The sequence below is a fragment of the Acinetobacter bereziniae genome, assembly GCF_016576965.1.
Classification (GTDB): domain Bacteria; phylum Pseudomonadota; class Gammaproteobacteria; order Pseudomonadales; family Moraxellaceae; genus Acinetobacter; species Acinetobacter bereziniae.
The window spans coordinates 892,841-919,771 of record NZ_CP066119.1 but is presented as its reverse complement, the minus strand read 5'-3'; the positions used below and the strand labels follow the sequence as shown (position 1 = coordinate 919,771).

20 protein-coding genes are annotated in these 26,931 nt (G+C 36.8%); 7 read left to right on the top strand and 13 right to left on the bottom strand.

Annotation, left to right across the window (positions count from 1 at the left end; all coding sequences use genetic code 11):
• Nucleotides 1–111: 111 nt before the first annotated feature.
• Nucleotides 112–1,740 carry a sensor histidine kinase BfmS gene (gene bfmS, locus I9192_RS04260; RefSeq protein WP_004827931.1) on the bottom strand — a complete coding sequence of 543 codons (1,629 nt, stop codon included), beginning with the start codon at nt 1,738–1,740 and terminating at the stop codon, nt 112–114.
• 64 nt (nt 1,741–1,804) lie between these two features.
• The gene (gene bfmR, locus I9192_RS04255; protein ID WP_004722855.1) at nt 1,805–2,518 is read right to left on the bottom strand and encodes a response regulator transcription factor BfmR; all 714 of its coding nucleotides are present in this window, start codon (nt 2,516–2,518) and stop codon (nt 1,805–1,807) included.
• Nucleotides 2,519–3,072: 554 nt separating this feature from the next.
• On the opposite strand from bfmR, the gene I9192_RS04250 reads away from it, so the two are divergent.
• The 4 genes from I9192_RS04250 (at nt 3,073) to I9192_RS04235 (ending at nt 11,571) form a co-directional block, all read left to right on the top strand.
• Nucleotides 3,073–5,946 carry a ribonucleoside-diphosphate reductase subunit alpha gene (locus I9192_RS04250; protein ID WP_081409771.1) on the top strand — a complete coding sequence of 958 codons (2,874 nt, stop codon included), beginning with the start codon at nt 3,073–3,075 and terminating at the stop codon, nt 5,944–5,946.
• Between the two features lie 131 nt (nt 5,947–6,077).
• Nucleotides 6,078–6,209, top strand: a complete 132-nt coding sequence (locus tag I9192_RS04245; protein ID WP_082186510.1) for a preprotein translocase subunit YajC — start codon at nt 6,078–6,080, stop codon at nt 6,207–6,209.
• A gap of 140 nt (nt 6,210–6,349) precedes the next feature.
• Entirely contained in the window at nt 6,350–7,633 is a 1,284-nt protein-coding gene (locus I9192_RS04240; RefSeq protein WP_004827922.1) for a ribonucleotide-diphosphate reductase subunit beta, read from the top strand.
• A gap of 176 nt (nt 7,634–7,809) precedes the next feature.
• Complete coding sequence (locus I9192_RS04235) at nt 7,810–11,571, top strand: YobI family P-loop NTPase (protein ID WP_200150138.1); 3,762 nt, start codon at nt 7,810–7,812, stop codon at nt 11,569–11,571.
• A 144-nt stretch (nt 11,572–11,715) separates the two neighbouring features.
• Here the strand turns inward: I9192_RS04235 and I9192_RS04230 are convergent, their stop codons facing one another.
• From I9192_RS04230 to ppx, 11 genes are all read right to left on the bottom strand, one after another.
• Nucleotides 11,716–11,853 (bottom strand): hypothetical protein, encoded by a 138-nt coding sequence (locus I9192_RS04230; protein ID WP_199958027.1) that lies wholly within the window; start codon nt 11,851–11,853, stop codon nt 11,716–11,718.
• Nucleotides 11,854–11,970: 117 nt separating this feature from the next.
• Nucleotides 11,971–12,975, bottom strand: coding sequence for a hypothetical protein (locus I9192_RS04225; RefSeq protein ID WP_200150137.1), 1,005 nt, complete (start codon nt 12,973–12,975; stop codon nt 11,971–11,973).
• 44 nt (nt 12,976–13,019) lie between these two features.
• Entirely contained in the window at nt 13,020–13,226 is a 207-nt protein-coding gene (locus I9192_RS04220) for a hypothetical protein (protein ID WP_200150136.1), read from the bottom strand.
• Between the two features lie 131 nt (nt 13,227–13,357).
• Entirely contained in the window at nt 13,358–14,551 is a 1,194-nt protein-coding gene (locus tag I9192_RS04215) for a hypothetical protein (RefSeq protein ID WP_200150135.1), read from the bottom strand.
• Nucleotides 14,552–14,561: 10 nt separating this feature from the next.
• A complete protein-coding gene (locus tag I9192_RS04210; RefSeq protein ID WP_228289333.1) occupies nt 14,562–15,350 on the bottom strand; it encodes a hypothetical protein in 789 nt (262 codons plus the stop codon).
• Nucleotides 15,347–18,148 (bottom strand): type VI secretion system Vgr family protein, encoded by a 2,802-nt coding sequence (locus I9192_RS04205; protein WP_200150134.1) that lies wholly within the window; start codon nt 18,146–18,148, stop codon nt 15,347–15,349. Before I9192_RS04205 ends, I9192_RS04210 begins: the two co-directional genes overlap by 4 nt.
• Before the next feature lie 696 nt (nt 18,149–18,844).
• The gene (locus tag I9192_RS04200) at nt 18,845–19,414 is read right to left on the bottom strand and encodes a YggT family protein (protein WP_004827896.1); all 570 of its coding nucleotides are present in this window, start codon (nt 19,412–19,414) and stop codon (nt 18,845–18,847) included.
• Between the two features lie 25 nt (nt 19,415–19,439).
• Nucleotides 19,440–20,270, bottom strand: a complete 831-nt coding sequence (gene proC / locus I9192_RS04195) for a pyrroline-5-carboxylate reductase (RefSeq protein WP_005030894.1) — start codon at nt 20,268–20,270, stop codon at nt 19,440–19,442.
• Nucleotides 20,267–21,646, bottom strand: coding sequence for a tRNA lysidine(34) synthetase TilS (gene tilS / locus I9192_RS04190; RefSeq protein WP_080740828.1), 1,380 nt, complete (start codon nt 21,644–21,646; stop codon nt 20,267–20,269). Before tilS ends, proC begins: the two co-directional genes overlap by 4 nt.
• Nucleotides 21,583–22,407, bottom strand: a complete 825-nt coding sequence (locus I9192_RS04185; RefSeq protein WP_004827891.1) for an acetyl-CoA carboxylase carboxyltransferase subunit alpha — start codon at nt 22,405–22,407, stop codon at nt 21,583–21,585. Before I9192_RS04185 ends, tilS begins: the two co-directional genes overlap by 64 nt.
• A 107-nt stretch (nt 22,408–22,514) precedes the next feature.
• Nucleotides 22,515–24,035 (bottom strand): exopolyphosphatase, encoded by a 1,521-nt coding sequence (gene ppx, locus I9192_RS04180; protein ID WP_005030896.1) that lies wholly within the window; start codon nt 24,033–24,035, stop codon nt 22,515–22,517.
• Nucleotides 24,036–24,328: 293 nt separating this feature from the next.
• Here ppx and trxA point away from each other — a divergent pair, with 293 nt between their 5' ends.
• The 3 genes from trxA to I9192_RS04165 all read left to right on the top strand — a co-directional run bounded on the left by trxA (nt 24,329) and on the right by I9192_RS04165 (nt 26,922).
• A complete protein-coding gene (gene trxA, locus I9192_RS04175) occupies nt 24,329–24,655 on the top strand; it encodes a thioredoxin (RefSeq protein ID WP_005030897.1) in 327 nt (108 codons plus the stop codon).
• Nucleotides 24,656–24,999: 344 nt separating this feature from the next.
• Nucleotides 25,000–26,268, top strand: a complete 1,269-nt coding sequence (gene rho / locus I9192_RS04170) for a transcription termination factor Rho (RefSeq protein ID WP_004827884.1) — start codon at nt 25,000–25,002, stop codon at nt 26,266–26,268.
• A gap of 381 nt (nt 26,269–26,649) precedes the next feature.
• On the top strand, nt 26,650–26,922 hold the full coding sequence (locus I9192_RS04165) for a hypothetical protein (protein WP_005030898.1): 273 nt from the start codon (nt 26,650–26,652) through the stop codon (nt 26,920–26,922).
• Nucleotides 26,923–26,931 lie beyond the last annotated feature (9 nt).

Here is a 26,931-nt window from a genome sequence, read left to right as displayed (position 1 = left end):
CAAAGCTTAAAAATAAGCCTGCTGAGTGCTTAAATAAAAAAACACCGAAATATTTCGGTGTTTTTTATGCTTAGCTTTTTAACCACAACACTAAGCTTTCACTTTACTTGCTTACACTTTCTTTTTCTTAAACCGCTCAACAGGCCAAGACATGGTGAATCTTGCCCCACCAAGTTCTGGGCTTTGATCAACCTCAATCGTGCCACCAAACCAATAAGCAATACGACTCACAATCGACAATCCCAAACCATAACCACCAGAAGCGCGGGTACGGCTGTCGTCCAAACGGGCAAATGCTTCAAATACACGTTTACGGTCTTCTTCGGGAATTCCTGGACCATCATCTTCGACACACACATATGCCATCTTGGTTTGATGGTTGACACCACCACTTAGGCTAACTTGATGATCACAATAACGTACCGCATTACCAACAAGGTTTTGCACCACACGATGTAAATAACGACGTTCCGCATCAACCACCACGTCAGACGAAAGTGGATTGAGATGAATTATTTTCTGAGTTTTTAAAGCCTCAGTTTCTGTCGCAACCTGTTGTAAAACATCAATCAATGCAATTTTTTCAAAGTCTAAAGAAGGCGTACCCTGCTCCAACTTGGCATAGGTCATAATCTCATCAATCAAAGTATTCAATGCCTCGATATCTTTGTCGATCATTTCAACCTGTTGCAAACGATAGTCATGATCTTCTTCATCAGCCAACATTTCCATACCAAAACGGATACGTGCCACAGGCGTCCGCAACTCATGCGACACTGCACGCATCAATTCTCGTTGAGCTTCAATCAAACGCTGAATATGATCGGACATGCTGTTATAACTACTGGCAAGACTCGCCATCTCATCATAACCCTCAACCGGTACACGCTGTGACATATCACCTGTTTTCATCACATCCAAAGCTTGATTGACCTGTTTCAGCTTACGTTGCATTGGCACGATCAAACCGTATACACCCAAGCAAAGCAAGAACATACTCAACAAGGTAATTCCCGCAGCAAGTTTGACTGGCATCCAATTAAACATTGGAACAGGTCCGAGTACGAGTACATCGGTTGGTGAGTTTGGCAACGGAGAAACGATGGAAATAGTTGTGCCACGGACTGTTGCGCTGTCCCGCCACAAAATAACACTTTGATCTGACCTTAAACGACCAATTTGCTCAGAATCAAGATTGAGCTGAGATATTTTTTCTACACCAACATGGTAAGAAAAGTGCTGTTGAATTTTTTTAAGATATTCTTGTTCTTGACCCGGATAATAAACCAGATAATCCAAAATAAAGACAGGCAATGCCTTCATTTGGCGTTCGCCAATTTGATCTACTTTGATATAAAGATAATGTTTAGGATCATTGCGGATGCCCAACACCAAATAAGCAATCCCCTGTTCAGCATCATAACGCACAACTGCTTTTTGACTTTCAATACGTTTTTCTTCCGTACGTGATAAATCAACTTTTTGTGCATCCAGATAATAAATAGGCAATTCCAATAAATCAGAAGCGTCCGAAATCCAATCAAGACGTTGTTGCTCGGTTTGTTGACGTGCCACACCTTCGCTAATCACAAATGAAATACCATCTGTTAAAGATTCGCGATATTCCTGCGCACGTTGGTAGTTAATTATTTGAACAAGCAAGTATCCAAACAATGCCACCAACACCACAAGAATAACCAGCCCAGCATAAATACGCAGGAATATACTGTGTTTAGACACGCAAACTCACCTTCGTTATGCTTGCCGTTGTATAGGCAAGCATTTTAGATGATTGACCCATCGTTTATAGACCAGTCTCTTTAACAAATAGATAACCTTTACTACGTACAGTTTTAATACGTTTTGGATTTTCTGGATCATCACCGATTTTTGGACGAATACGAGAAATACGAACGTCGATTGAACGGTCTTGACCATCGTACTCGATACCACGTAAACGCTCGAAGATGTCTTCACGGGAGAGAATACGCCCGGCATTGGACGCCAACAACCAAAGCAAATCATATTCAGCGCTGGTGAAATCAACCAACTCACCATTTAAGGTCACTGAACGACCGCCATTGTCAATCACCAGATCATCAAACTCAATACGTTGAGCCACTTCATCTTCAGGCGCTTTGTCTGTACGACGTAACAATGCACGGATACGTGCGAGCAGTACACGCGGTTGAACAGGTTTAGCAACATAGTCATCTGCACCCATTTCCAAGCCAAGTACTTGATCCATATCTTCAGTACGTGCAGTCAACATCAAAATCGGTTGATGATAATGTGGACGAACTTCACGACAAACGGTTAAACCGTCTGCACCTGGCAACATGACATCTAAGACCACAAGATCTGGTTGCTCAGCAATAATTCGGCGAATTGCACGATTGCCATCTGGTTCTACCCCAACCTCAAGACCATTACGAATTAAATATTCTTGAGTTAAGCGAGCAAGACGCTCGTCATCTTCAACAATCAAAATCTTTGGTAACTTTTCTTCTTGGCTCATCTATTTGCCCCTATATTTGGTTTGGTCCCTGCTACAAATCTCGCAGATTCAAGACACTATGTTTTGCAATATACACACGTTTACAATGTAAACAAGACCTCATTCACCAAACTGATACATGAGCGTATCAATTTGTTATATTTTTATTAACTATTGAATTGTAGACAGTTTTCCAAGAACACTTGTCAGTATTTAGCAATATTCCTAACACAATCAATACGCAGACTATTTTTTATACAAAATATTTCATTGTTCATATTCTGTTTAAACAGTTCGTCGTTTTTTAAGTTATCCACATAGTTATCTATAAGCACTCTTGGCAGTGTTTGTTATGCTATGTCCTTGCCAAATAAGGCATATAACAAAAATGGTTCTTTAAGGGAAAAAGACACAAATAAAAATTTACTGATTAGAGATAAAACATTCTTAAAATGTCAATATTGATCTGACCTTAAAATTACCGTATCTTGTGTTCTAAATTAAATTAAACCACTAAGTATTGTGTTTAGTCCTCAAACATCGTGACGAACAAAATTGCATCTCGTCCGGTTCAAATGGTCCATAAACATAACAAAGATGATGACAATGGAGCTACGCTGACAATGAACGCCATTACAACCCCTGGTCAACTACAAGTGATTAAACGCACTGGTGATGTTGCCGCTTTTGATGCAGATAAAATCGCTGTAGCAATTGGTAAAGCTTTTTTGGCTGTTGAGGGCCAGCAAAGCGCAGACTCAAGCCGAATTCATGACCGTATTACACAATTAACAGAAATGGTTATGAACACTTTTAATCGTCGTTTACCGTCTGGCGGAACAATTCACATTGAAGAAATTCAAGACCAAGTTGAATTGGCACTTATGCGTACAGGCGAACAAAAAGTTGCACGTGCTTATGTGATCTATCGTGAACAACGTTCTGAAGCACGTAAACAAACAGGTGCTCATCATCACCCAACTTTACAAATCACAGATGCGAATGGTCAGCTTCAGCCTCTAGATTTGGGCAAACTTCAAGCCACGATTGAAAAAGCGAGTGAAGGCTTAGAAGGTATTGATGTTCAAGCCATTGTCGATGAAACAGTTAAAAACTTATATAACGGTGTAAAACAGTCAGACATCTCAACGACGATGATGATGGCGACCCGTACCCGTATCGAACAAGAACCAAACTACACCTATGTAACTGCACGTTTACTTCGTGATGATTTAGTTGCAACAGGTTTAAAATTCTTAGGTTTAGCGACAGATACCGAAGAAGGTGATGCGCTTGAAACTTACCTGAAAAAAGGGATCGAGTTAGAACTTCTTTCACCAGAACTTTTAAACTTCGACCTTGCTAAATTGGCAGCAGCGATCAAACCAGAACGTTCAAACCAATTTACCTATTTAGGTCTACAAACTTTGTTTGACCGCTACTTCATTCATTCAAATGATGTACGTTTTGAACTTCCGCAATTGTTCTTTATGCGTGTCTCTATGGGGCTTGCATTAAATGAAGAACAGCGTGAAGACCGTGCAATCGAATTCTATGACTTATTGTCTAGCTTCGATTATATGGCGTCTACACCAACACTGTTTAACTCAGGTACTTTACGTCCACAATTATCAAGCTGTTACTTAACCACCATTCAAGATGATCTTTACGACATCTATGGTGCAATGCGTGACAATGCCCTCCTGTCTAAATGGGCGGGTGGTTTAGGAAATGACTGGACACCTGTTCGTGCTTTGAACTCCTACATCAAAGGTACAAACGGTAAATCTCAAGGTGTAGTTCCTTTCCTTAAAGTTGCTAACGATACCGCTGTTGCCGTTAACCAAGGTGGTAAACGTAAAGGTGCAGTCTGTGCATACCTTGAAACTTGGCACTTGGATATTGAAGAATTCCTAGAGCTACGTAAAAACACAGGTGATGACCGTCGTCGCACGCACGACATGAACACAGCGAACTGGGTTCCAGATTTGTTTATGCAACGTGTGATTGAAGATGCTGAGTGGACATTGTTCACGCCATCTGAAACGCCTGATCTACATGACTTAACTGGCGCTGCATTTGCTGAGCGCTATGCTTACTATGAAGGCATCGCTAAAGAAAGCAACATGCTTCATAAGAAAATCCGTGCGAAAGACTTATGGCGCAAAATGTTATCAATGTTGTTTGAAACAGGTCACCCGTGGATCACATTCAAAGACGTATGTAACTTACGTTCACCACAACAACATGTTGGCGTAGTTCACTCATCTAACTTATGTACAGAAATCACTTTAAATACCAATAAAGATGAAATCGCAGTATGTAACTTAGGTTCAATCAACCTTGTTCAACACGTTCAAGGCGGTAAACTTGACCGTGAAAAATTGGCGCGTACTGTAAAAACAGCAGTTCGTATGCTCGATAACGTGATTGACATCAACTACTACGCAGTTGAACAAGCACGTAATTCAAACCTTAAACACCGTCCAGTGGGTATGGGTATCATGGGCTTCCAAGATGCTTTATATGAATTGGGTATGGGTTATGGTTCAGATGAAGCAGTCGACTTTGCTGATGAGTCTATGGAAGTGATCAGCTACTATGCGATCCAAACTTCTAGCGACCTTGCGATTGAACGTGGTGTTTATTCAACATTCAAAGGTTCATTGTGGGATCAAGGTATCTTGCCAATCGACTCTTTAGAGATCGTTGCAAAATCTCGTCCAGAGCGCATGTTCGAAGTTGACCGTACTCAACGTTTAGACTGGGACACTTTACGTGCCAAAGTTCAAAAAGACGGTATGCGTAACTCAAATGTGATGGCGATTGCGCCTACAGCAACGATTTCTAACATTTGTGGCGTTTCTCAGTCAATCGAACCTACTTTCCAAAACCTGTATGTAAAATCAAACCTTTCAGGTGAATTTACAGTGATCAACCCATACTTAGTACGTGCGTTAAAAGATCGTGGTCTTTGGGACTCTGTGATGGTCAATGACCTTAAACATTTCGAAGGTTCTGTACAAAAAATTGCTCGTATTCCTGATGAATTAAAAGCAATTTTTGCAACAGCGTTTGAAGTGGATACACGTTGGATCGTTGATGCTGCATCACGTCGTCAAAAATGGATTGATCAAGCACAATCATTGAACCTCTATATCTCGGGTGCAAATGGTAAAAAACTTGACATCACGTATAAGATGGCTTGGTTACGTGGTCTTAAAACAACCTATTACCTCCGTGCATTGGGTGCAACATCTGCTGAAAAATCAACCATTAACACAGGTGCTTTAAACGCAGTTAAACCGACAACTGTGGCTGCTCCAGTGGCAGCGGTTGCACCTGAAGCTAAACCTGAAGCACCTGCTGAAGAAGAAGGTTTCTCTCAAGCAGCACCAGTGCCACAAGCTTGCTCAATTGACAATCCTGATTGTGAAGCTTGTCAGTAAGTACTCCTCCCCGACCCTCTTTTTAAAAAAGGAGGGCGATTCCTCAAAATAAAAGGTGGGATGAAAGTCCCTCCCTTTTAACAGGGAATTTAAGGGAATTGAATCATTCTAAAATCACAAAAGGCTGAGCCATGTTCCATTTAAGTCATAACTATGAGTTAGGCATAATTGTGCTGATCTTAGCCTTTTTGGTTTTTTATGTCCCTGCGGTCTATGCATTTATTGCGATCCGCAAACAGCAAAAGCGTAATCAAAATAAGTAGTGTGGGTATCTGTTCTTTCGAACAAGAACGAAACAACTATCGGCAAAACTTAATTTTGCTTGCACAGAATAAGCGTATAGTAGTGACATCTTTTTTGTGAGATGTCGAACATAGATATTAACAACGAAGAGAGAACAACGATGTCTATCCTAAGTTGGGACGATTTTGAAGATGATGAACCGAAACAAGCTGCACAAGCTCACCAGCCTGCGCCCGTCGAACCGAAAAAAACGACTGATTCGCAGGTGGTATCTGATGCAAAGCAATCATCGCAGAATTTGGCAGCTGCACAATCCGCTGGAACCTATACAGCAAGATCAACAAATCCAACCGATTCATTGGCAAGAGCATCTCACGCCTTAGAAAAGCTGGATGTCGCACCGGGCTTGGAAGAGCTTGAAATGGGTGCACAACGTGTACAAGTTGATGATAAAGCCATGATCAACTGTCGCGCAGACTTAAACCAACTTGTACCTTTCAAGTATGAGTGGGCTTGGCAAAAATACCTAGACGGATGTGCAAACCACTGGATGCCACAAGAAGTCAACATGAACCATGACATCGCACTGTGGAAGTCTGAAAATGGTTTGACTGAAGATGAGCGTACCATTGTAATGCGTTCTTTAGGTTTCTTCTCAACCGCAGATTCATTGGTTGCAAACAACTTGGTTTTGGCGATCTACCGTCATATTACCAACCCTGAATGCCGTCAATATATCTTGCGTCAAGCATTTGAAGAAGCGATTCACACCCATGCTTACCAGTACTGTATCGAATCTTTGGGTATGGATGAAGGCGAAGTCTTCAACATGTACCGCGAAGTTCCATCTGTGGCTCGTAAAGCAGCATGGGGCTTGAAGTACACACAGTCTTTGAGTGATCCTACTTTCCATACGGGTACACCTGAAAACGATCAGATCTTATTGCGTAATTTGATTGCATTCTATTGTGTACTTGAAGGAATCTTCTTCTACTGTGGTTTCAGCCAAATCTTGTCTATGGGTCGTCGTAACAAGATGAATGGTGTTGCTGAGCAATTCCAATACATCTTGCGTGATGAGTCTATGCACTTGAACTTTGGTATCGACATGATTAACCAAATCAAGATCGAAAATCCACACTTATGGACTGCTGAGTTCCAAGAAGAAATCATTCAAATGATTCTTGAAGGTACCATGCTTGAAATCGAATATGCGCGTGACACGATGCCACGTGGTGTATTGGGTATGAATGCAGCGATGATGGAAGAATATTTGAAATTCATCTGTAACCGTCGTTTAGCACAGCTTGGTCTACCTGAGCAGTTTGCTGGTGTAAATAACCCATTCCAGTGGATGTCTGAAATGATGGACTTGCGTAAAGAGAAAAACTTCTTTGAAACGCGTGTAACTGATTATCAAACTGGTGGTGCGTTGAGCTGGTAAGGTAGACCATCGCGTCATGCGACACAAGGTTTGTCAATTACGACGCATAGTTTGTCATAGAAAACCGCCATTACTGGCGGTTTTTTTATGAATAAATTATTGAAAATTAATAGATAAATAAGATGATTTCTGTGTAAAATATAAACAATCTATAAGTTGTCCAAGTGAAAATTTGAATGTCAGAAGATAAATATATCAAAGTAAAATTAATATGTAGTGAAGTTCAATCTTCATTAAAAAAAATTAGAGAAATTCTTACTCCCACCTTAAGTTCTCAAAAAATCCAATATTTACCATTAACCCCCATTCAAAATGCAGATGAAGATAAAGCATATACAGAGATGCTCACTTATGCGGTATCTCAACAGGATATAAATAATATCGCAATAACTGGGCCTTATGGCGCTGGGAAAAGCAGTGTAATATTAACATTCCAAAAATTTAATCCACAATGGAATTATCTAAATATTTCATTAGCTACATTTAAAGATAGCCAGGAAGATGAGCAATATAAAGATATTGACATAGAAACTATTGAAAAAAGTATATTACAACAACTTTTGTATACAGTAAGTCAAAGAGATATCCCTAAATCTCGACTAAAAAGAATAGAAACTATAAAAATCTCAGAATTATTTAAAAATACTATATTTATAATTTTATGGATTTTTTCAACACTTGTTATTTTCTCACCTTCAAACGAGATATTTAAAAAATTCAATAACTTAAATCCAGTAACTGATATTATCAATCAAATTGCAACAATAATATTTTGTCTTTTTTCAACTACTGCAATATTTTTAGCATTAAAATATTTAGAAAGAGTTAAAGAACTAAAATTAAAATTTCAAGATTCAGAAATAATTTTAAACAATGACCATCATGAGTCCATTTTAAATAAATACTTAGATGAAATCTTGTACTTTTTTGAACAGACTGACTTCGATGTAATTGTTATTGAAGATTTAGATCGTTTTGATAACACTGAAATATTTATTAGACTTAGAGAACTAAATACATTAATAAATAAATCCCAACAAATAAAAAGACATATTATATTTATTTATGCCATTAGAGATAATATGTTCAAAGATAAAGATCGATCTAAATTTTTTGATTTTATTATTCCTATTATCCCTGTCATCAACCCAACAAATGCCTATGATTTAATTAAGAAAAACTATATTAACAAAGATGTAAATAAAGAATTAAATAATGAAATTGATGATATTTTCCTACATCAAATCTCATTATATTTCGATGATTTACGTCTTGTAACTAACATATTTAATGAATTTGAGTTATACGTAAAAAAACTAAATAACCCAAATCTCAATAAAAATAAGCTACTAGCTATCATTATTTATAAAAACTACTATCCTTCTGAGTTTGCTAATCTCCACAGAAATAAAGGAAAAATTTACTATATATTTAAAGAATTAAAACCTCAATTAATAGAAAAACTATCTTATGAGTTACAAAATGAAGTTAAAATTATAGATAATGATTTAAAAGATGGTGAGAAAGAAACATTAAACTCCTTAGACGACTTAAAGCGCCTATACATTTATGAGATTCAAAAGAAAACACCTCAAATTACAACAATTAGAACTGATTATTACAATGCTGTTACTGCTCAATACAATTTAAATTTATATGCAGATGATGAACCTATAGATGTAGAAAATATGTTAGATAATGAGATTTTTACATTAATAAAAAATGCAAACACTCTTAAGTGGAGCATTAATAATTCAGGGCAAACAGTAAATACCACTATTATAAACAACAATAATATTTTTAATTTTTCAGAAATTGAAAAAAGTTTAGGGTATAAAGATAGCTATGAGAAACGTAAAAAAAATATAACTAATAAACAAAATTCTATTAAAGAGCAAATTCTCAATAAAAGAAAATTATTAATTGAAAGAATTAATCATTTGCAACACTCCAACCTAAAGGAAATTTTAGAAAAAAATACTCTTAGTTTTTTCGACGAAACCAAACATCCAAAACTTCTTCAATTCTTAGTACGTGAAGGTTATATTGATGAAAATTACCCTGACTATATTTCATTTTTCTTCAATAGTGTTATTAATTTTGAAGAGCGAGATTATGCTCAACGCGTATTAAATCAAGTAAATTCAGAATTTGATCAATCATTAATAAACGTTGAAAAAGTATTAAAAAGATATCTAACAGCAAGACAATTTAGACATACTAGTATCCTTAATTTTGACATGATAGATTATATTTTAAATAATAAAAATGAATTTCAAGATTATTATTTTAATCTATTTAACTTACTATCTAATGAAGAGGATAGATCAAAAAATTTTATAATTATGTATATAGATAGGGGAAAAAACCTACCAGAATTTATAAATTCTATTACAATATACTGGGAAAATTTTTTCGATTATTTTTCATCATCTCTAATGGCTGATGAACAAGTAGATCATTACTTAAAATTAATATTAAAATCAATTTATAGTGAAAATATTGAAAAATTAAATAAGAACAAATCTTTAAGAGACTATATTTCAATTAAAAAAGATTTTATTAGTTTCATTAAAGATATTTACGGTAATACCCCAGAAAAAATTTCTAATTTTTTATCATCCACCTCACCTACCTTTGAATACTTGAATTGCTCACCAAATGATTTAGATTTATTTAATGAAATTTGTGAAAATGAGTATTTTGGTTTTAACAAAAGAATGATATTACAAATTCTATTATTAAATAATAGTGTTGAAGATCATAGTGAGATTCAAAGAAATTTTGATTCAATGCCTTATGGTATTCCTCAAAAATTCCTACCTACTTATTTAAAACTTCAGATAGATGCTTCTATTGACCATTATTTCGAAGAAGTAATAGTTCCGTTAGCTATTAGCTTAAATGAGAACTCAGATAATTTCATTAGATTATTAAATAAAGATGATTTAAGCACGGAACACAAAAAATGGTTAATTAAAAATAACAATACTCAAATTCCCAATATAAAAGATATTCAATGTGTTAGCTTATGGAATTTAATTCTAAATCACCACAGATTAATTCCAACCTGGAACTCTTTAATATTTTATTTTGAGAGTAAAGAGTTCACTTTAGATGATATTTTAATCAATTATATTAACACTTCTGATGTTCACCAAGAATTACAAAAATTTAAAATTTCCGATTCTAAGGATTTCGAAAAACTTAATGATACTTCAAAGAAATTCCAATTAGACTTGTTAAAAGAAAATGCTTTTAATATTTCAGCATATGAATGTCTGATAAAGTCCCGTTATTATATTTACCGTAATTTAGATATCTCTGAATTATCTGACGATAAAATTTTATTATTATGTAAAAATAAAATCCTGATGTTATCTAATGAAAACTTTGAAAATTTACGAGTCAAATCTAGTAATATTTTAATAGAGTTTCTATCCCAATACCAAAATTCTGGTCTAATAGATAAAATTTGTGATGAATTCGAAATATCAAATGAAGAATTTGAAATCATTTTTTCATCTAATAAATTTACTAATGCATTCAAGAAAGATCTTAGTGATAAATTGGGATCCACGTTGTTTTCACGCTCTGATAATATTAAAAAATATATAATTAAACTATACAATGATTTAACTTTAGCTCTTCCTTTAGAATATATAGATATTTATTTTTCGAGCACTATCTCAAATATGAAACAATTAGAATTATTAATAGATCAAATTAAATATTTAAGCAAGGAGGCTCTCATTAAATATTTAACACAATTGCATAATCCTTATAATGAAATAATAGTTTCTGGCAGGCATGTGATTTTATTAAATGATATAAATACCAAGCTTACACTTGAGTTAGAGAAAATTAATTTTATTCATAAGAAAGAAATTAAAGAATACAAAATAGCCCAAGATAAAATAGTTTTTTATACTAAATAAGGTTAAAGGCTATGTTTTGTTATCATTTAAAACATGGACATGATTTGAAAAGTAAATATCTTCAAATAATCCTTCATATTTTTGCCCATTCAATTCGAAGCTACACTCTTTTACATCCCATTGGCTATTGGTAACTAAAATGGCTTATGAAGCTAGAGCAGCGCTCCCTACAGCAGCTCCGAGTGCAGCTGATACTGTGGCTTGTTTACCACTATTTTTTATAAAATCATACTTGGCTTTATGAACAAATAGGTTTTCAATTTGCCCTTCTATTATTTTCATTTTTTCTCAAAGTAGTCCTTTGGATATTGATTGTTTTCTTTAAACGCATTTTGATAATGATAAACCTTTAACACAATACAAAAAATTAAAAAAACTTACTGAGATAATAAACATAATCTACTCCAAATTTATCCAACCTTTGATTTGTGATTCTTTTTCTTCTTTCCACACTCTTTTTGAAAAAACTCCCCCAAAATCAACATCCATATTCCAAAAAGTTAATTTAAGTGCTAATCCTTGATCAAAGTGAATATAACCTTCTTTAGTTCGATTGGTATTTATTTCACCATTGGTAAAAGTAGTCGTAATTTTATTGTAGGGTATTAAATAACGAAAATTTCTTTCGCTATTTGATTTTAATATAAAATAATATTTTGCTAATTCTTCAGGTGAAAAATCATTTTTAATTAGATATTCAGACTGTAATGCTAATCTAGTCCAACATGACTTTTCATGACATTGTGCACCTAAACGGACTTCATACCATATTTTATTTTCATTAAAAGGTTCTTCAAGATTAGCAATATCGCCCCAATGTGATGGATTAGAAAAAGTTACATCAAAAGGACCTACATTTTTTAAAGTTAGAATTACTTCTAAGCCTTCTTTTCTTGGAATAATATTGGTTGTTCCATAAAAATCAGCGAATTTCTTTTTTTCTTTTGAATATCCAAATCTATCTAAATCCTCAATAAAATCACTGATCTTTTGGCTAAAATTAGCTTGATTTTTTTTACCATATTTAAGGTATTCATTTATATTCCATTTATTATAGATTTCAAACCCTTGAATAGTTGCATATTTTTTTTGAGGTGTATCATGATCTAATACATAATAAAAGTCTTTTTCTTTCTTGCTGGTTGCCAGTATTTTGTCAATTTTTGGAATTCTCAATATTTTATTAACCTCATACATTGTTTTTTTTAAATCTGCTGTTAATGGAACTTTAAATACACCAAAGTCATCGCTTTTAATTGAAAATATATCACTTAAGCGTCCAGTGACAATATAGTCATCATTACTGACAAAAATCTCATGTTTCCATGTTTGCATCGGGATACCAAAACTGTGATTAACTTGAACATAGCGATGTTTAATTTTAAAATTTTCAGCGTAATTCATTGTGGTTATTCCAAATAATAAAAAACAAAACGTAATTTTTTTTATTAATTTACTAATTTTTTGATTGTCCATCTCACACCTGTCTTTTTCTCAAAATACTGTCGAAATTGTTCATAATAATAGGGAGGAATGACTGGCATTGTTCCAGGTACTGCTGAAGACATGAGTTGACCATCAACTTGACGTTTCCAATCATCTTTTGGTTCAAGGAAATGTATATCTACAGCTTGAGTGTCAGCATGAATATACATCTTATGGACTGCAAATCTTTAAAATATTCAAAAGAAGTAAAACTACTCCAAATTTATCCAGCCTTTGATTTGTTAATCTTTTTCGCTTTTTCCAACTCCATTTCAAGCGCAGCAATCCCTTCCCTGCATCATTATTTTGTGCCATTGTCACCCTCAGTTTTTTTCCACTTAGAATCATCTAATTGAAAGATTGCTTTACTCCGCCCTTCGTTTGGATTTTGTTGCAGAAACATATTATTCCAATCCTGAACAGTTGTTTTTAAGATAGGTGGAGTTTTAAAGGATTCAAAGAGTTGGTTTTCAATGCCTGATAAATCATTGTCAATCTTTAGTCTGAATGGAGCTTTATAATTTTTTTTAGTAATTGCACTGATTTCCTGAAAATTCCAAAAAAATATTGTCGCCTGTTGTGTTAATGGTTCAACAATTCTTCTTGTTATATTTCCTTTCCTTTCTATGGTTAAGCCATAATCGTCTCGATACTCTTTTGGACCACCTAATCCTTGGGCAAAAACCCATAACGTATTAGCAAAAGTACCATCTTCTTTTAAGCCAATACGAATAGCATTTGCCCACATAAGACGCTTATTGTCTCCGAATAAGTGAGTTGCAGGTGTACCAATTCGAATATGTACACCGATAAAAATTTTATTCCCCTGTTCATCCTCAATAAATCCTTCAGTATTTGGAAAACCATCACCATATACCAGTGAAGTAATATCCATATACTTATTGATCCGTTCAACCCGAATCATCAACTCATGACGTACATCTAAATCAGGAACAAAACTTTTCCCAGTGTAATCATAAACTGTACGAGACATAGCAAAGGCGTGATTTTTACCATGATAGTGGGAGATAAAGTTAAAACTACGTGGGCTTTCAAATTTTACATCTGGCACAGTGACTTTAAGCGTTCCTGTTGGTTTATATTTTTTATCTTTATAATCTTCATCATGCCCAAGTATAGGCACTCCCGCAATTCTTAATGGTCCTGATGTATTAGATTCTACAATAGGTCTAGGTAATGATTGAAATTGATTAATCTGCGCTAAATTTATATTTGACCGTGACCAAACACGGGATGTAACGCCATCAGTTGGTACTTTTTGATTAGCTTTAGTTAAAAAATAACTTGTTCCTAAGGAAAATCCACGGTTATCTCCATGAAAAAAGAAACCCTTTGCTTCAAACTGCTTATTAGGATGAAATGAACGTAGATTAATCTGATAATTCGCCAGTTTAACCATCTTAATCACAACATCATGACGTTTTTTATTCGGATCAGCAGGTGTGGTCATTACAGATGCTAAAGTTGTACCCATTTTCAATCCTTTATTTTTTCTCTAAATATTCTTTTAAATATTGATGTTTTAAAGGAGTTATTTCTATGAGTTTTTTCTCCAATTCATTTAGACTCATATCCCCTCGAATATCAGAAGCATCAATATTTTCACTCTTCATATTGGGATAAAAGACACTAAAACTCATAGAGGTAAATGTTTCTCCTTGTTGTCTACTTTCATTGTTATAATCAGCATTAAATGCTTCTAGTTCTAATGGTTTTTTCCAAACATCTGCACGAGAAGTATCCCAGTAGTAGACTGTTTTTAACTTAGCCTGCTCTTTGGTTAAAAAATAAGAATCAGGGTCATTAGTTTTAGGATAAAGTTTCGGATCGAATATTATTTGTTTAGCTTGATTATTGGTATCGATATACCAAGACCAATTAACCTCTTTGTCATAATCATGCCCACCTCCACCAAAATAAGGCATATTAATTCGTTGTCCTTCTTTTGTGATAGTCAACCAATAAACATTGCGTTTATCGTAGTTCATTCCTCTTGTTAGGACATCACTTTTTGAGGCTTTTACTTTAATTAAGCCACTTTCTGGAACGGTTAGAGAGACACCTAAAGGGTCTGTTTTTAAGTCTTGCCCATCATCTTGATCAAATACAACAAACACAGGACCAATGAAGTTTTCAGGGATTAAAAAGACAATAGGCGGTTTCATAAAATCTCTTCCAAGGTTAATCAACTTGGCGATGACGACCAAGCCAACAAAAAGACAAATAATTAATATAATTAGCTTTTTTCTATTTAAATTAAATTTTCTAATCACTCTTCTTTCCATTGATGATTGATATCATCATCGCCTGAATATTTAAGTTCCAATTTTTCAGCTTCAGTTCCAGTTTGAACAAATTGAGTTTGTTGTTCTTCATCTAGATTAGCATTGAACTGATAACTATGTTTTGAATTAAATAGTTTAAAAGGTAAGTTTTTAATCTGTTCGTCACTGATTAAGTTAAATCCCTGATTAAAACCCTCTAAATTTGAGTTAGGTATATTAGGTAAGGTTGTCACAATCTTTTGTCCGCTTTCAAACTTATGTTGTCCCGCCTTACTTTCAAACAAACCTGGTGTTGTTGTAAGCACACCTTTACCACTCACCTCAAGCATAGAAGTATCAGATAGAATTACAATTTTCTTATTGGCAATAAATTCGATGCGATCTTCAGTAGAAATGATTTGAACGCCTTTACGTGCAATCAAATCTGCACCATCATTCTGAGCTTGTATTTCAACTTTGCCTTTGCCAGCATATAACCTTGCACCTTCCTGCGCTGCAAATAGACTAATCTTGTTTTGCGCATGTGCTACTACGCTCTTTTGCGTACTGAGGTTGATACTATCGCTCGCACTATGGCTAATTTGTCCATCTGCCGAGAGATGGATATCTTGATTACTGCTAAGTGCAATTGAGTTTGGTGACGCCAATATCATAAGTGCTTGTTTAAATGCATCGGCTTGGCTTTTGGTTTGTTCTGTATCATCTTTTTCCAAAGCTGCAACAAAAGACTTTAAATGTTCCAAATTGTCTAAAGGATCAGTTTGTTGATGTTTGGCAACTTCACTTAAAGCTTTTGAATTGTTGAGACTATTTTCTAACTGACTTTTGGCTTCGGTTGTATCTAGATGATTACCTGATGCGCCATTTTGAGCGTGAGTACTCAGCAATAAGCCTTGTTCTGCACGTATTGCGCCCCATTGGTCCGTTCTTAACTCAAAGCCTTCACCTCGCCCTTCACTTCTATCTGTCTCTTTTGGATAACTGAGATTGCCAAGATTGAGTTGAGTTGCACCATGACTGCTGTGTAACTGACTGCTGATCTGGTTGGTGGTATCATCAAATCTCAGTTGGTTATAGCCACTACCCTGATATTCCTTACTTTTAATCCCTGCCAACTTCTTGGTATCGGGTAACTTGCCTTTGTCATCAAACTTGGTTGGATAACGGTATCCTTCATGAATACGCCCCACCACAAAAGGTCTGTCAATATCCCCCGCAAAGAAGTCAACCACGACCAACTCTCCAATACGCGGTAAGAAGCGAGCTCCATAACCTTCGCCTGCCCATGGCGTCAATACATCGACCCAAGCTGAGTCGGTATCATTGTCGTTCGCACCTGCACCACCATCATGGCTATGGTCTTCTTTGCGGGTAAACAGGAAGCGAACCTTGATGCGTCCCCATTCATCGACATGGATTTCGTCTCCACTCGGTCCAACCACTCTCGCTCGCATTGGATGGGCTACGGGTCTTTGAGTTAAGGGATTATATTCAGGAACAACTGTAATATTACGTCGTTGTAGCACCAACTGATTCGCTTGGCGTTCTTCGCTGTTGTTTACGGTGAGATGGGCGAGTTGCCATTGGCTTTGTCGGATGAGTGCTTCGACTTGATGGCTCAAGTCTTTGGGTAAGTTATTTGGGTGATAAAAGGTTTTGGAGATGATCAAGAACTGCTGATCGGCAGAATCTTTTTGATCGATTTGAGGATGCCCTTTTAGCTCAAAGTGATAACCAACCTGCGCATCTCGTACCGTCGATATTGCGGTGAATTGTTTGGCTTGGGCATCGTAGTAGTTGCTGAGGTTTTGGTTAAAGCGTTCGATCTGACTGTTGCTTGATGGCGTTGCACCATCCTCCCCATTCAAGTCAGGTATCCATGCAGGGCTAAAGTGCCATACTTGTTCTAAGCCTAGACTGGCATTATCGTACTGGTCACTGTGCTGATGTTTGCTTTGTACATTGCCTGCACCTTCTTCGATTTCAAGAATATCGGCTTGCCAACGTTGAATATGTACAGACGTCGGTTGAAGTGAACGTTGTCCTGTAAAATTGATAATCGAATCGCGAGTCTCTACAGATGAACTTCGATGAAAGCGGATCGTGCGTCGTTCTAAACTTTCGTATTGAGTATTGTCATCAATCAATCGAAGCTTTTGAGGCTGGATGGGTTCATTAAAATGAGAGACTTTAAGCTGTGCTTCATCAATTAAACTGGTCACGCCTTCCGATGCTAGAAGCCTTTGAATAAGATCTATATCTCGTTCATTATTCTGCATAATGAAGGGTCGAATATCGTAATCTTTAGTTAGACCGCTTTTATCCAAAGTTAAACTTGAAGCAAACAGTGGAGATCTGTCTCGCCATTCATTAAATATAACTTCGACTACCTGTAAAGCAGACATATTCATAAATACGCGCGAGTTTCTACGCTGTTTCCACAATGCAGTTGGGTCTTCTACTGTTAGTCGATAAATCGTCAACGCACCATCTGAGGCACCCACCTCTGCTTTGGTGACAATTCCTGAAATACGATTGAGTTCGGAGCGATCATTGACCACATCAATGGCTACACGACAGCCAATAAAGCTTTTTAATGCAATATCGTTCAGCGTAGATAGACAAATCAGTTGTAAGTTCACCCCATCATTGATGGCATGTGTCCCATGAATACATTGCAAGAATACATGGTCATTGAGAGTATGATTACTGAACTGGGCATGTAGTGCACGCTTTTGTGTTGTTAATCCCAATTTTTCCAATAAAAAGTAAATATTATTTAACATAGTTTTTAATATTTGTTAAAAATATTGATCAGTATACATACGATTCTGTCTAGTCTCATATGATTTATTTAAATATGTCCTTATGAGTTTTTATAAATTTATAGTTCGTTTATGTGATAGATAAGTCTTTATTGAGGGCTCTAATATTGATAGAGCTAAGCTGAGAACACTGAATACGATAGAATATAAAACCTTAAAAAATATAGCTAAATTGCCCAATTGTTCATACAAAGGTTTTAATTTCAAGCATGTATACTTAATCAACTTTATGCTTTTTATATGAATTTTTAAAAAAGTTTTGTTGAAACAGTTTTTTTATTTTTGATTTACAGATGGTCTTGCTATCGCGAGGCGACCTGAATGTCACCATGTTGAGCGGGAGGATATAAGCAAAAACAAAGCACTGCTTTGTTTGCAGCGCAAGAAAGCGACTAAATAAAAATTAGTTAAGCAAAGTGAAGCATCACCTACACAAAACGATTTAGACTTTAGATGTAAGGTTTGGCAATGAAAGCATTAGCTCATTCAAAAATGCATTCATCACATTGATTTTAAAATATAAGTTTTTCGATAGATTTAGATTGAATTCACGATTAAAAAAGACATCCATAACCTATAAAAAAACCGAGTTGGTTATACAACTCGGTTTTAAATAAAAGATCATCAATTTATTTGACGCTAAAAACATATTGCCTATTAAAGACCAGTTAGTAGCGCAATTGCAGCATATTCCATGACTTTTTCAGCAATGATCAATGCCAAGATAGCCAAAATAGGAGAAAGATCAATCATCCCCATATTTGGCATAATTCGGCGGAACGGCGCCAATAATGGCTCAGCCAACTCTTGAATCACTTCAATATAAGGCGATCTTGATTGAGTAAACATCACCACCCAACTCAAAATAATCGTCGCAAAAATTAAATAACGACAAAAGCGAATCAAGTCCTGAATCATGGTCACAAAAGTGAGAATAATGAGGTGTACAGGACTATTTGGCATTGCACCTTGCAAATACATCATGCCAAAGATTTTGAGTAGATATAACACCACCACTAAAACCAAAGCAGCAGTATTGACACGCCCTTTCGCCATCGTCGGAAAAATTCGGCTAAATAGATCTACAATCTTGGTTGCTTTGACTGTCGACATCACCACAGGGTTGTATGGACTGACCATCGCCAATTGCATTAAAAAACGAAAGAATACGAGCAAAATCGCTACGTTAATAATAATGCCAAAAATTTGCGCAGAATTTGCACCCATACTTGAACGTTCCTAAAATCAAAAATTATTTAATACTGTCACTTAATTCTTGAGCCAATTCCTGACTACGCTTTTGCGCAGCAGCCAAAGCTGTTTGAATATTTTGAGAGATTTGAGCGCGATCAAATACTTCTAAAGCCGCTTGAGTTGTCCCATTAGGGGAAGTTACATTTTTACGTAAATCAGATGGAGCGCTTGAACTGGTAATTGCCATTTGTGCTGCGCCCAATGCGGTTTGCAAAGTCAATGCTGTTGCCACCTTTTCATCCAACCCCATATTTTTACCAGCACGTATCATACTTTCCATCATATAGAAGAAATATGCAGGACCTGAACCAGAAACTGCGGTTACAGCATCAATCTGTGCTTCTGAATTTACCCAAAGGGTTAAACCAGTTGCCGCAAGAACCTGCGTGGTCAATTCACGGTCTTTTGCACTTACTTCTGGATTGGCATAGATACCATGTGCACCAGTTTGAACCAATGCAGGAGTATTCGGCATTACACGGACAATTCGCTCACTGCCCGTCAAATCTGAAATCGTTTTAATTTCAGCACCTGCAACAATAGAGATCAGCAATTTATCATCAAGTAAACCTTTCAAGGGCTTAAGCACGCTCCCTAAAACTTGAGGTTTTACTGCAAATACAACAATATCTGCTTGTTTAATCGCTTCAATATTGTCTTCAGTGACATGGACATCTTTTTCTTGTAACAACAGTCGAATTTTTTCAAAGGGATCAGAAACTGTAATACGTGTAGCAGGTAAGCCACGACTCAATAAGCCACCAATTAGGGCTTGAGCCATATTCCCACCACCAATGAAAGTAATATTACAATTTAAAGCTGCACTCATGAATCACACTCGACCTTAGTTTTTATCTTAGAGATTAAATTTGGTTGCCAACCACCGATTTCACAGTATTCAGACTGTGCCAACCAAAAACCATTTGGTGTAAACACCCCAAGCATAACATTATCTACACTTAATATTTGAATTGTATGACGCATCCAAGGAAAAATATGTGCTTCTTGAATCGCCTTTTTTAAAGGCCAAGTACCTATTCTGCCATAAAGATGAATTTTTTCACCACCTAAACGTGGTTTCAATGTCAGCTTCTGATTAAATAATGCAAAAGACAGACCTATTTTAGAGCGTTCAATTTGAAATACACCAGATGTGAATTGTAGTTGCTGATGAAGTTGAAATTGATATGTTTGCTCGGGAACTTGCTGTTTCGATTGAGCTGCTAAATAGTGTTGCTGTTCAACGCGATATAAATGATTTTGGTAACGCAAGTAATAGAAATGATTCCAATGTAATGCTGCTTGTGAATCTGTTTTAGAGTCAATCACTTCATCCTGTAGGCGCTGCACCATTTCAAAAGCAGGTCGATAGGTGTCCTGCCCCTTCATCCATGTAGATAGAAGTTGGCGCTGTCTTGCCAATGACAATTGCTTGAGTTTTATTAAATCAAGCTTTTCTTCATTTCCACAGAAACTAAGATCTTGTTGTAGCACTTCATTGAGAATTTCATTGGCATCTTGCATCAAATAACTGGTGCGCGCCAATGCTTGTTGCATTTTGGGGTAACGGCTTTGCAAAATATGCCAAAGTTCATGTCTACACCACGCACGATCATACTGGGTATCTAGATTAGTCGGATCATTGACATAGGCAATCTGTAACTGTTGCACCCATTGGCAAATCTGCTCACGTGAGATATCCAACAAGGGTCGCCAAATGGTCAATTGTTCGCGCTGATCTTTTGATTTCATCGCAGATAATCCGGCAACACCTGCACCAGACAATAGGCGTAAAATCAGGGTTTCAGCTTGATCTTGTTGATGATGGGCGAGTACCAATACTTCGTCGGTTTTTATATGTTGAAGGTAAGCATCGTAACGGGCTTGACGCGCTTGATTTTCAAGATTGCCTTCTGCAACTTGAACATTTTGAATAATATAAGGAATCTGTAAGATGGTACATTGTTGAGCAACAAAATCAGCCCATTCATCACTGGCTGTTTGTAGCTGATGATTGACGTATATTGCACGAACGTGATGAGGGAAAAACTGCACCATCAAATGCAGCAATAACATGGAATCCATGCCACCACTGCATCCGATGAGGAAGTGCGTATTTTCAGCAAATTGAGCGTGTTGTTTTAAGAAGCGAGACCTAAATTGTCGCTGCCAAACTTCATTAAACGTTGATAACGTGCTTCGCATCGATCTTCCGCAGTCATAGGCTGTAATTCATCAAGCGCTTGTTTTAACACATCTTTGAGTTTTTCCATAACCTCAAATGGTTGCAAATGTGCTCCCTCGCCTTCATCGACAACATATTCAACCACACCTAACTCTTTGAGTTTGTCTGCTGTAAGTGCAAGTGCCTCACTGGCTTGTTCCGCTTTGTCCGCTGTTTTCCATAAAATAGAAGCGCAGCCTTCTGGTGAAATCACTGAATAAATACTATGAGAAAGCATAACCACACGATCTGCCACACCGATTCCCAAAGCCCCACCAGAACCGCCTTCACCTAAAACTGTTGCAATAACAGGAACTTTTAAGCTTGAAAGTTGAGCAAGACTGGTTGCAATCGCTTCTGCTTGACCACGTTCTTCAGCACCAATGCCTGGGTAAGCCCCCATCGTATCAATAAATGTGAATACTGGAAGATTAAAACGTTCTGCCATATCCAGCAAACGCTGTGACTTACGATAGCCTTCAGGATTACACATCCCAAAGTTATGCTGTAATTTTTCACGGGTACTACGACCACGATGCTGACCAACGACCATGACAGGCTGACCATTAAAACGCGCCAATCCACCAACCATTGCACCATCATCACCATAAAGACGATCGCCATGTAAGGTATCGAATTCAGTAAAAATTTCGCCTACATAATCCAAAAATTGCGGGCGTTCAGGATGACGTGCAATTTGAACCGTTTTCCAAGCTTTAGATTGAGCAGCTTTATTTTTCATAAGTCGAGTATTATCCCTAATTCACCGATGCCTCACACATCGGAAGTTCAGGATCAAGTGCTATTGAATGGTTTATACAATTCATTCAATCAACACAAGACCTTTAGTTAATCGATAAACTGTTCCGACTGAATATTCAATTCAATGTCCCAATGCTTAAATTGCACTTGCTCATCATGCAAATCTGCAACCAGTAAAGGCCATTGCTTGGCATCGCCAGAAACGCTGAGTTGCCATTGTTGCGCATTATCCACTGTCAATTCAATGGCAGGAAGCATCTCATCACTGCGACTGTGATTGAGTAAAACAGCGAGACGGAGGAGCAAACATAGGTGTAGCAGCTTGTTTCCACCTACTTTTAGCACATCAAGTTTGGCATCGGTACGTAATTTACGACGATGGTGAGCGACCAAATGTGACAAATGATTCTGATCAATTTGTGAGAAACCAGGAATGTCGGAATGCTGTAAGAGATAAGCACTGTGTTTTTGATAACCACTATGACTGATTGCCAAACCAATTTCATGTAAATAAGCTGCGCGACGCAATAGATCACTATCATCACTATTTAAATGTAAGGTATTTGCTACACCATTAAAGAGATGTTGTGCTGTTTCAACCACACGTTCAGCTTGTTTGGCATCTGCACCATAACGCCCCACCATCGCTTGCACACTACGGTCTCGAATATCTTCATGTTGAAAACGCCCAAGCAAGTCATACATGACGCCTTCTCGTAATGCACCATCAGAGTAAACCAGCTTATCGATATTCAGTACTTCAAAAACAGCATAGAGAATCGCAATACCCGCAGGTAAAACAGCACGACGATCTTCTTTTAATCCATCAAACTCCATATCGGAGATATGTTTAAATTTTAAAAGTTTGTCTTTTAATTTTTCTAAACCTTCTCGAGTTAAATTCTCTTGTTCATCACTCCATCCCATATTGACAGCAATTTGACGACACGCTTTGATTGTTCCACTCGAACCCACCACAGTGTCCCATCCAGCTGCCTTATATGTATTGGCAATAGAAGATAGTTCTTTACGTGCAGCAACAACTGCTTTTTCAAAAGCTTTACTGTTGATATCACCTTCAGGGAAATAGGCTTTTGTGAATGCCACACATCCCATTTGTAAAGATTCAGTATGAATTGGCTCAAATTCTTCACCAATAATTAATTCTGTAGAACCGCCACCAATATCAATCACCAGACGGCGCCCACTATTGACCATGGTATGAGAAACACCTAAATAAATTAAACGTGCTTCCTCTCGTCCTGCAATGATTTCAATCGGTTTAGGTAGAATTTCAGCTGCTTTTTGAATGAATTCATGCCCATTTTTTGCTTGACGCAAAGCGTTCGTCGCAACAATCCGTAAACGATTCGGTTGCACTGAACTCAATCTACCTACAAAACGTGCCAAACAGGCTAAACCACGTTGTTGCGCTGCTTCAGTTAAGTTTTTATTCTCGTCCAATCCAGCAGCAAGCTGAACTTTTTCTGACATCGAAGCAACTTTTTTAACTTCACCATGATCCACTCGAGCAATTGCTAAATGGAAGCTATTCGACCCCATATCGATGGCAGCAAGTAATTCTTCATCAATCAAAAAATCAGACATTATTTATACAAACTCATACTGAATTGTTGCTTAGATTAATTCACATGCACGCTTTTTAAAAGCCATTTATTTAGACAATTTGATGAGTCATTATTTTTTCAGCATATATGACAATTATGTGACAATTAGATTGAGTTTTCTAAGGAACCGATTGTAAATATCGTGAGCATCAATTGGACATTCTCACAAATAAGAATGAAAATTTAAACATTTCCCTACATTGTTAAAGATGTCTATGTAATACTTAGCTTCATAGATTGATTCATCTTTAAAATATTTTTGGAGCAAAATCCATGTCTGGCAATATCGTAAACACAACTGATGACAACTTCGCAGCAGACGTTCTTGAATCAGATATTCCTGTAATTGTAGATTTCTGGGCAGGTTGGTGTGCACCATGTAAAGCGATTGCACCTGTTCTTGAAGTACTTTCTTCAGAATTTGAAGGCAAAGTAAAGATTGTTAAAGTGGATGTGACTGCATGCGAAGCAACTGCAGTTAACTATAATATCCGTAACATTCCAGCATTATTGATGTTTAAAAATGGTGAAGTGGTTGCTCAACAAATCGGTGCAGTGCCGAAATCTAAACTGACTGCTTTCATCGAAGAAAATATTTAATTTGCTGAATTTATAGATTATTTGTATAAATCTGCAAAAATAAAAAATACGCTTGATTTTCTGGCGTATTTTTTTTCGACTATAATTTGACAAACTTGTTGATCTCACTTATATTTCATGCTCAAGGAACATAAGGATTCTCTGCCTGTTTCTTAAAGGACAACACATAAGATCGCCGTTCGGCAACAGAAATTGTTTTACATATTTCTCCTCGAAAGAACTACATAGACTCTGAGTTTGTTTTTGTGTCTATACAACATCAACTCACCTATTGCACTGTTGGCGACTTTTGCTTCTTTTCTCTTTATCTGTGTTCCACACATCCTTATTCAATCTGACCATTTATGAATTTAACTGAACTCAAGAAAAAACCGATTGGCGAACTCATTAAAATTGCTGAGTTTATGGGCCTTGAAGGAATGGCTCGTAACCGTAAGCAAGACATCATTTTTGCCATCCTAAAGCGCCATGCAATGAATGGTGAAGAAATCTTTGGTGATGGTGTTCTTGAAATTTTGTCTGATGGTTTCGGCTTTCTACGCTCGGCTGCAGGTTCTTATCTTGCAGGTCCTGATGACATTTATGTTAGCCCATCACAAATCCGTCGTTTTAACCTACGCACAGGTGATACGATTACGGGAACGATTCGCCCACCCAAAGAAGGTGAACGTTACTTTGCATTATTAAAAGTTAATCAAATTAACTATGACACACCTGAAAATTCACGTAATAAAATCTTATTCGAAAACCTAACCCCATTGTTTCCAACTGAGCAATTGGTAATGGAACTAGGAAATGGTTCAACGGAAGATTTAACAGCACGTGTTGTTGACTTGGTTGCTCCTATTGGTAAAGGTCAACGTTCAATTATTGTTGCGCCGCCTAAAGCGGGTAAAACAATGTTGTTACAGAACATTGCTCAATCCATTGTCCGTAATAACCCTGAATGTTTCCTTATCGTTCTCTTGATTGATGAACGCCCAGAGGAAGTGACTGAAATGGAACGTACTGTTCGTGGCGAGGTTGTTGCATCAACATTTGATGAATCTCCAGCACGCCATGTACAAGTTGCCGAAATGGTGATTGAAAAAGCCAAACGTCTTGTTGAACATAAGAAAGATGTGGTGATTCTGCTAGATTCAATCACGCGTTTAGCACGTGCTTACAACACTGTTGTACCGTCATCAGGCAAAGTATTGACCGGTGGTGTAGATGCACATGCACTTGAACGCCCGAAACGTTTCTTTGGTGCTGCACGTAACATTGAAGAAGGCGGTTCACTGACAATCATTTCAACTGCATTGATTGAAACAGGCAGTAAAATGGATGAAGTGATCTACGAAGAATTCAAAGGTACGGGTAACCAAGAGATTACCTTGGATCGTCGTATTGCTGAAAAACGTGTCTTCCCTGCCATGAATATCAAGAAATCAGGTACTCGTCGTGAAGAACGCCTCATGAGTGAAGAAAACCTACGCAAAGTTTGGATTTTACGTAAGCTTCTCCACCCAATGGATGAGTTAGCGGCGATGGAATTCCTTTTAGATCGTATGAAAGAAACCAAAACCAATGATGATTTCTTCGATCAAATGAAGCGTAAAGCTGCCAACTGATTGGTATGAAAAGTCAAAAAAGGTCACTGATATAGTGACCTTTTTTTTGGTTGACAGAATTTACATAAATATACAATTGCTGATTTTTGGCGTAACAGCATTTTGCAAATAATTGAATATAAAAATCATTCTCGCATATTTTTTATATTTTTTAATAACTTAATTATCAATAATCCAATCTAAAAGTGCGAATTAATTGTAATTAACTGTTAAAAAAGCATCATTTTTTCATCAATTTGGTCAGTTTTTTTCATCTAGACAGTAGCAATTCAAAATGCGCAGTGATAGCATATTCGCATACCAGTTAGACTGCTCATGCAAAAAGCAAAAAACAGGCTAACTTGGGTTTTTTGTCTCAATTAATTTTATGAGAGTGATGCCATGTTATTCAAAAAAATCGCTATTGCTGCTGCAGTTGCTACTACTTTAGCTTTCGTTGGTTGTGCTAAAAAAACTGAAGAAGCTGCTGCTGATGCAAACGCTGCTGCTTCTCAAGCTGTAGAAGCTGCTTCTGAAGCTACTGCTGCTGTTGACGCTGCTGCTGCTTCTGCAACTGACGCTGCTGCTACTGCTGCTGCAGACGCTACTGCTGCTGCTTCTGACGCTACTGCTGCTGCTGCTGACGCTTCAGCTGCTGCTTCAGCTGCTCAATAATAATCGCTT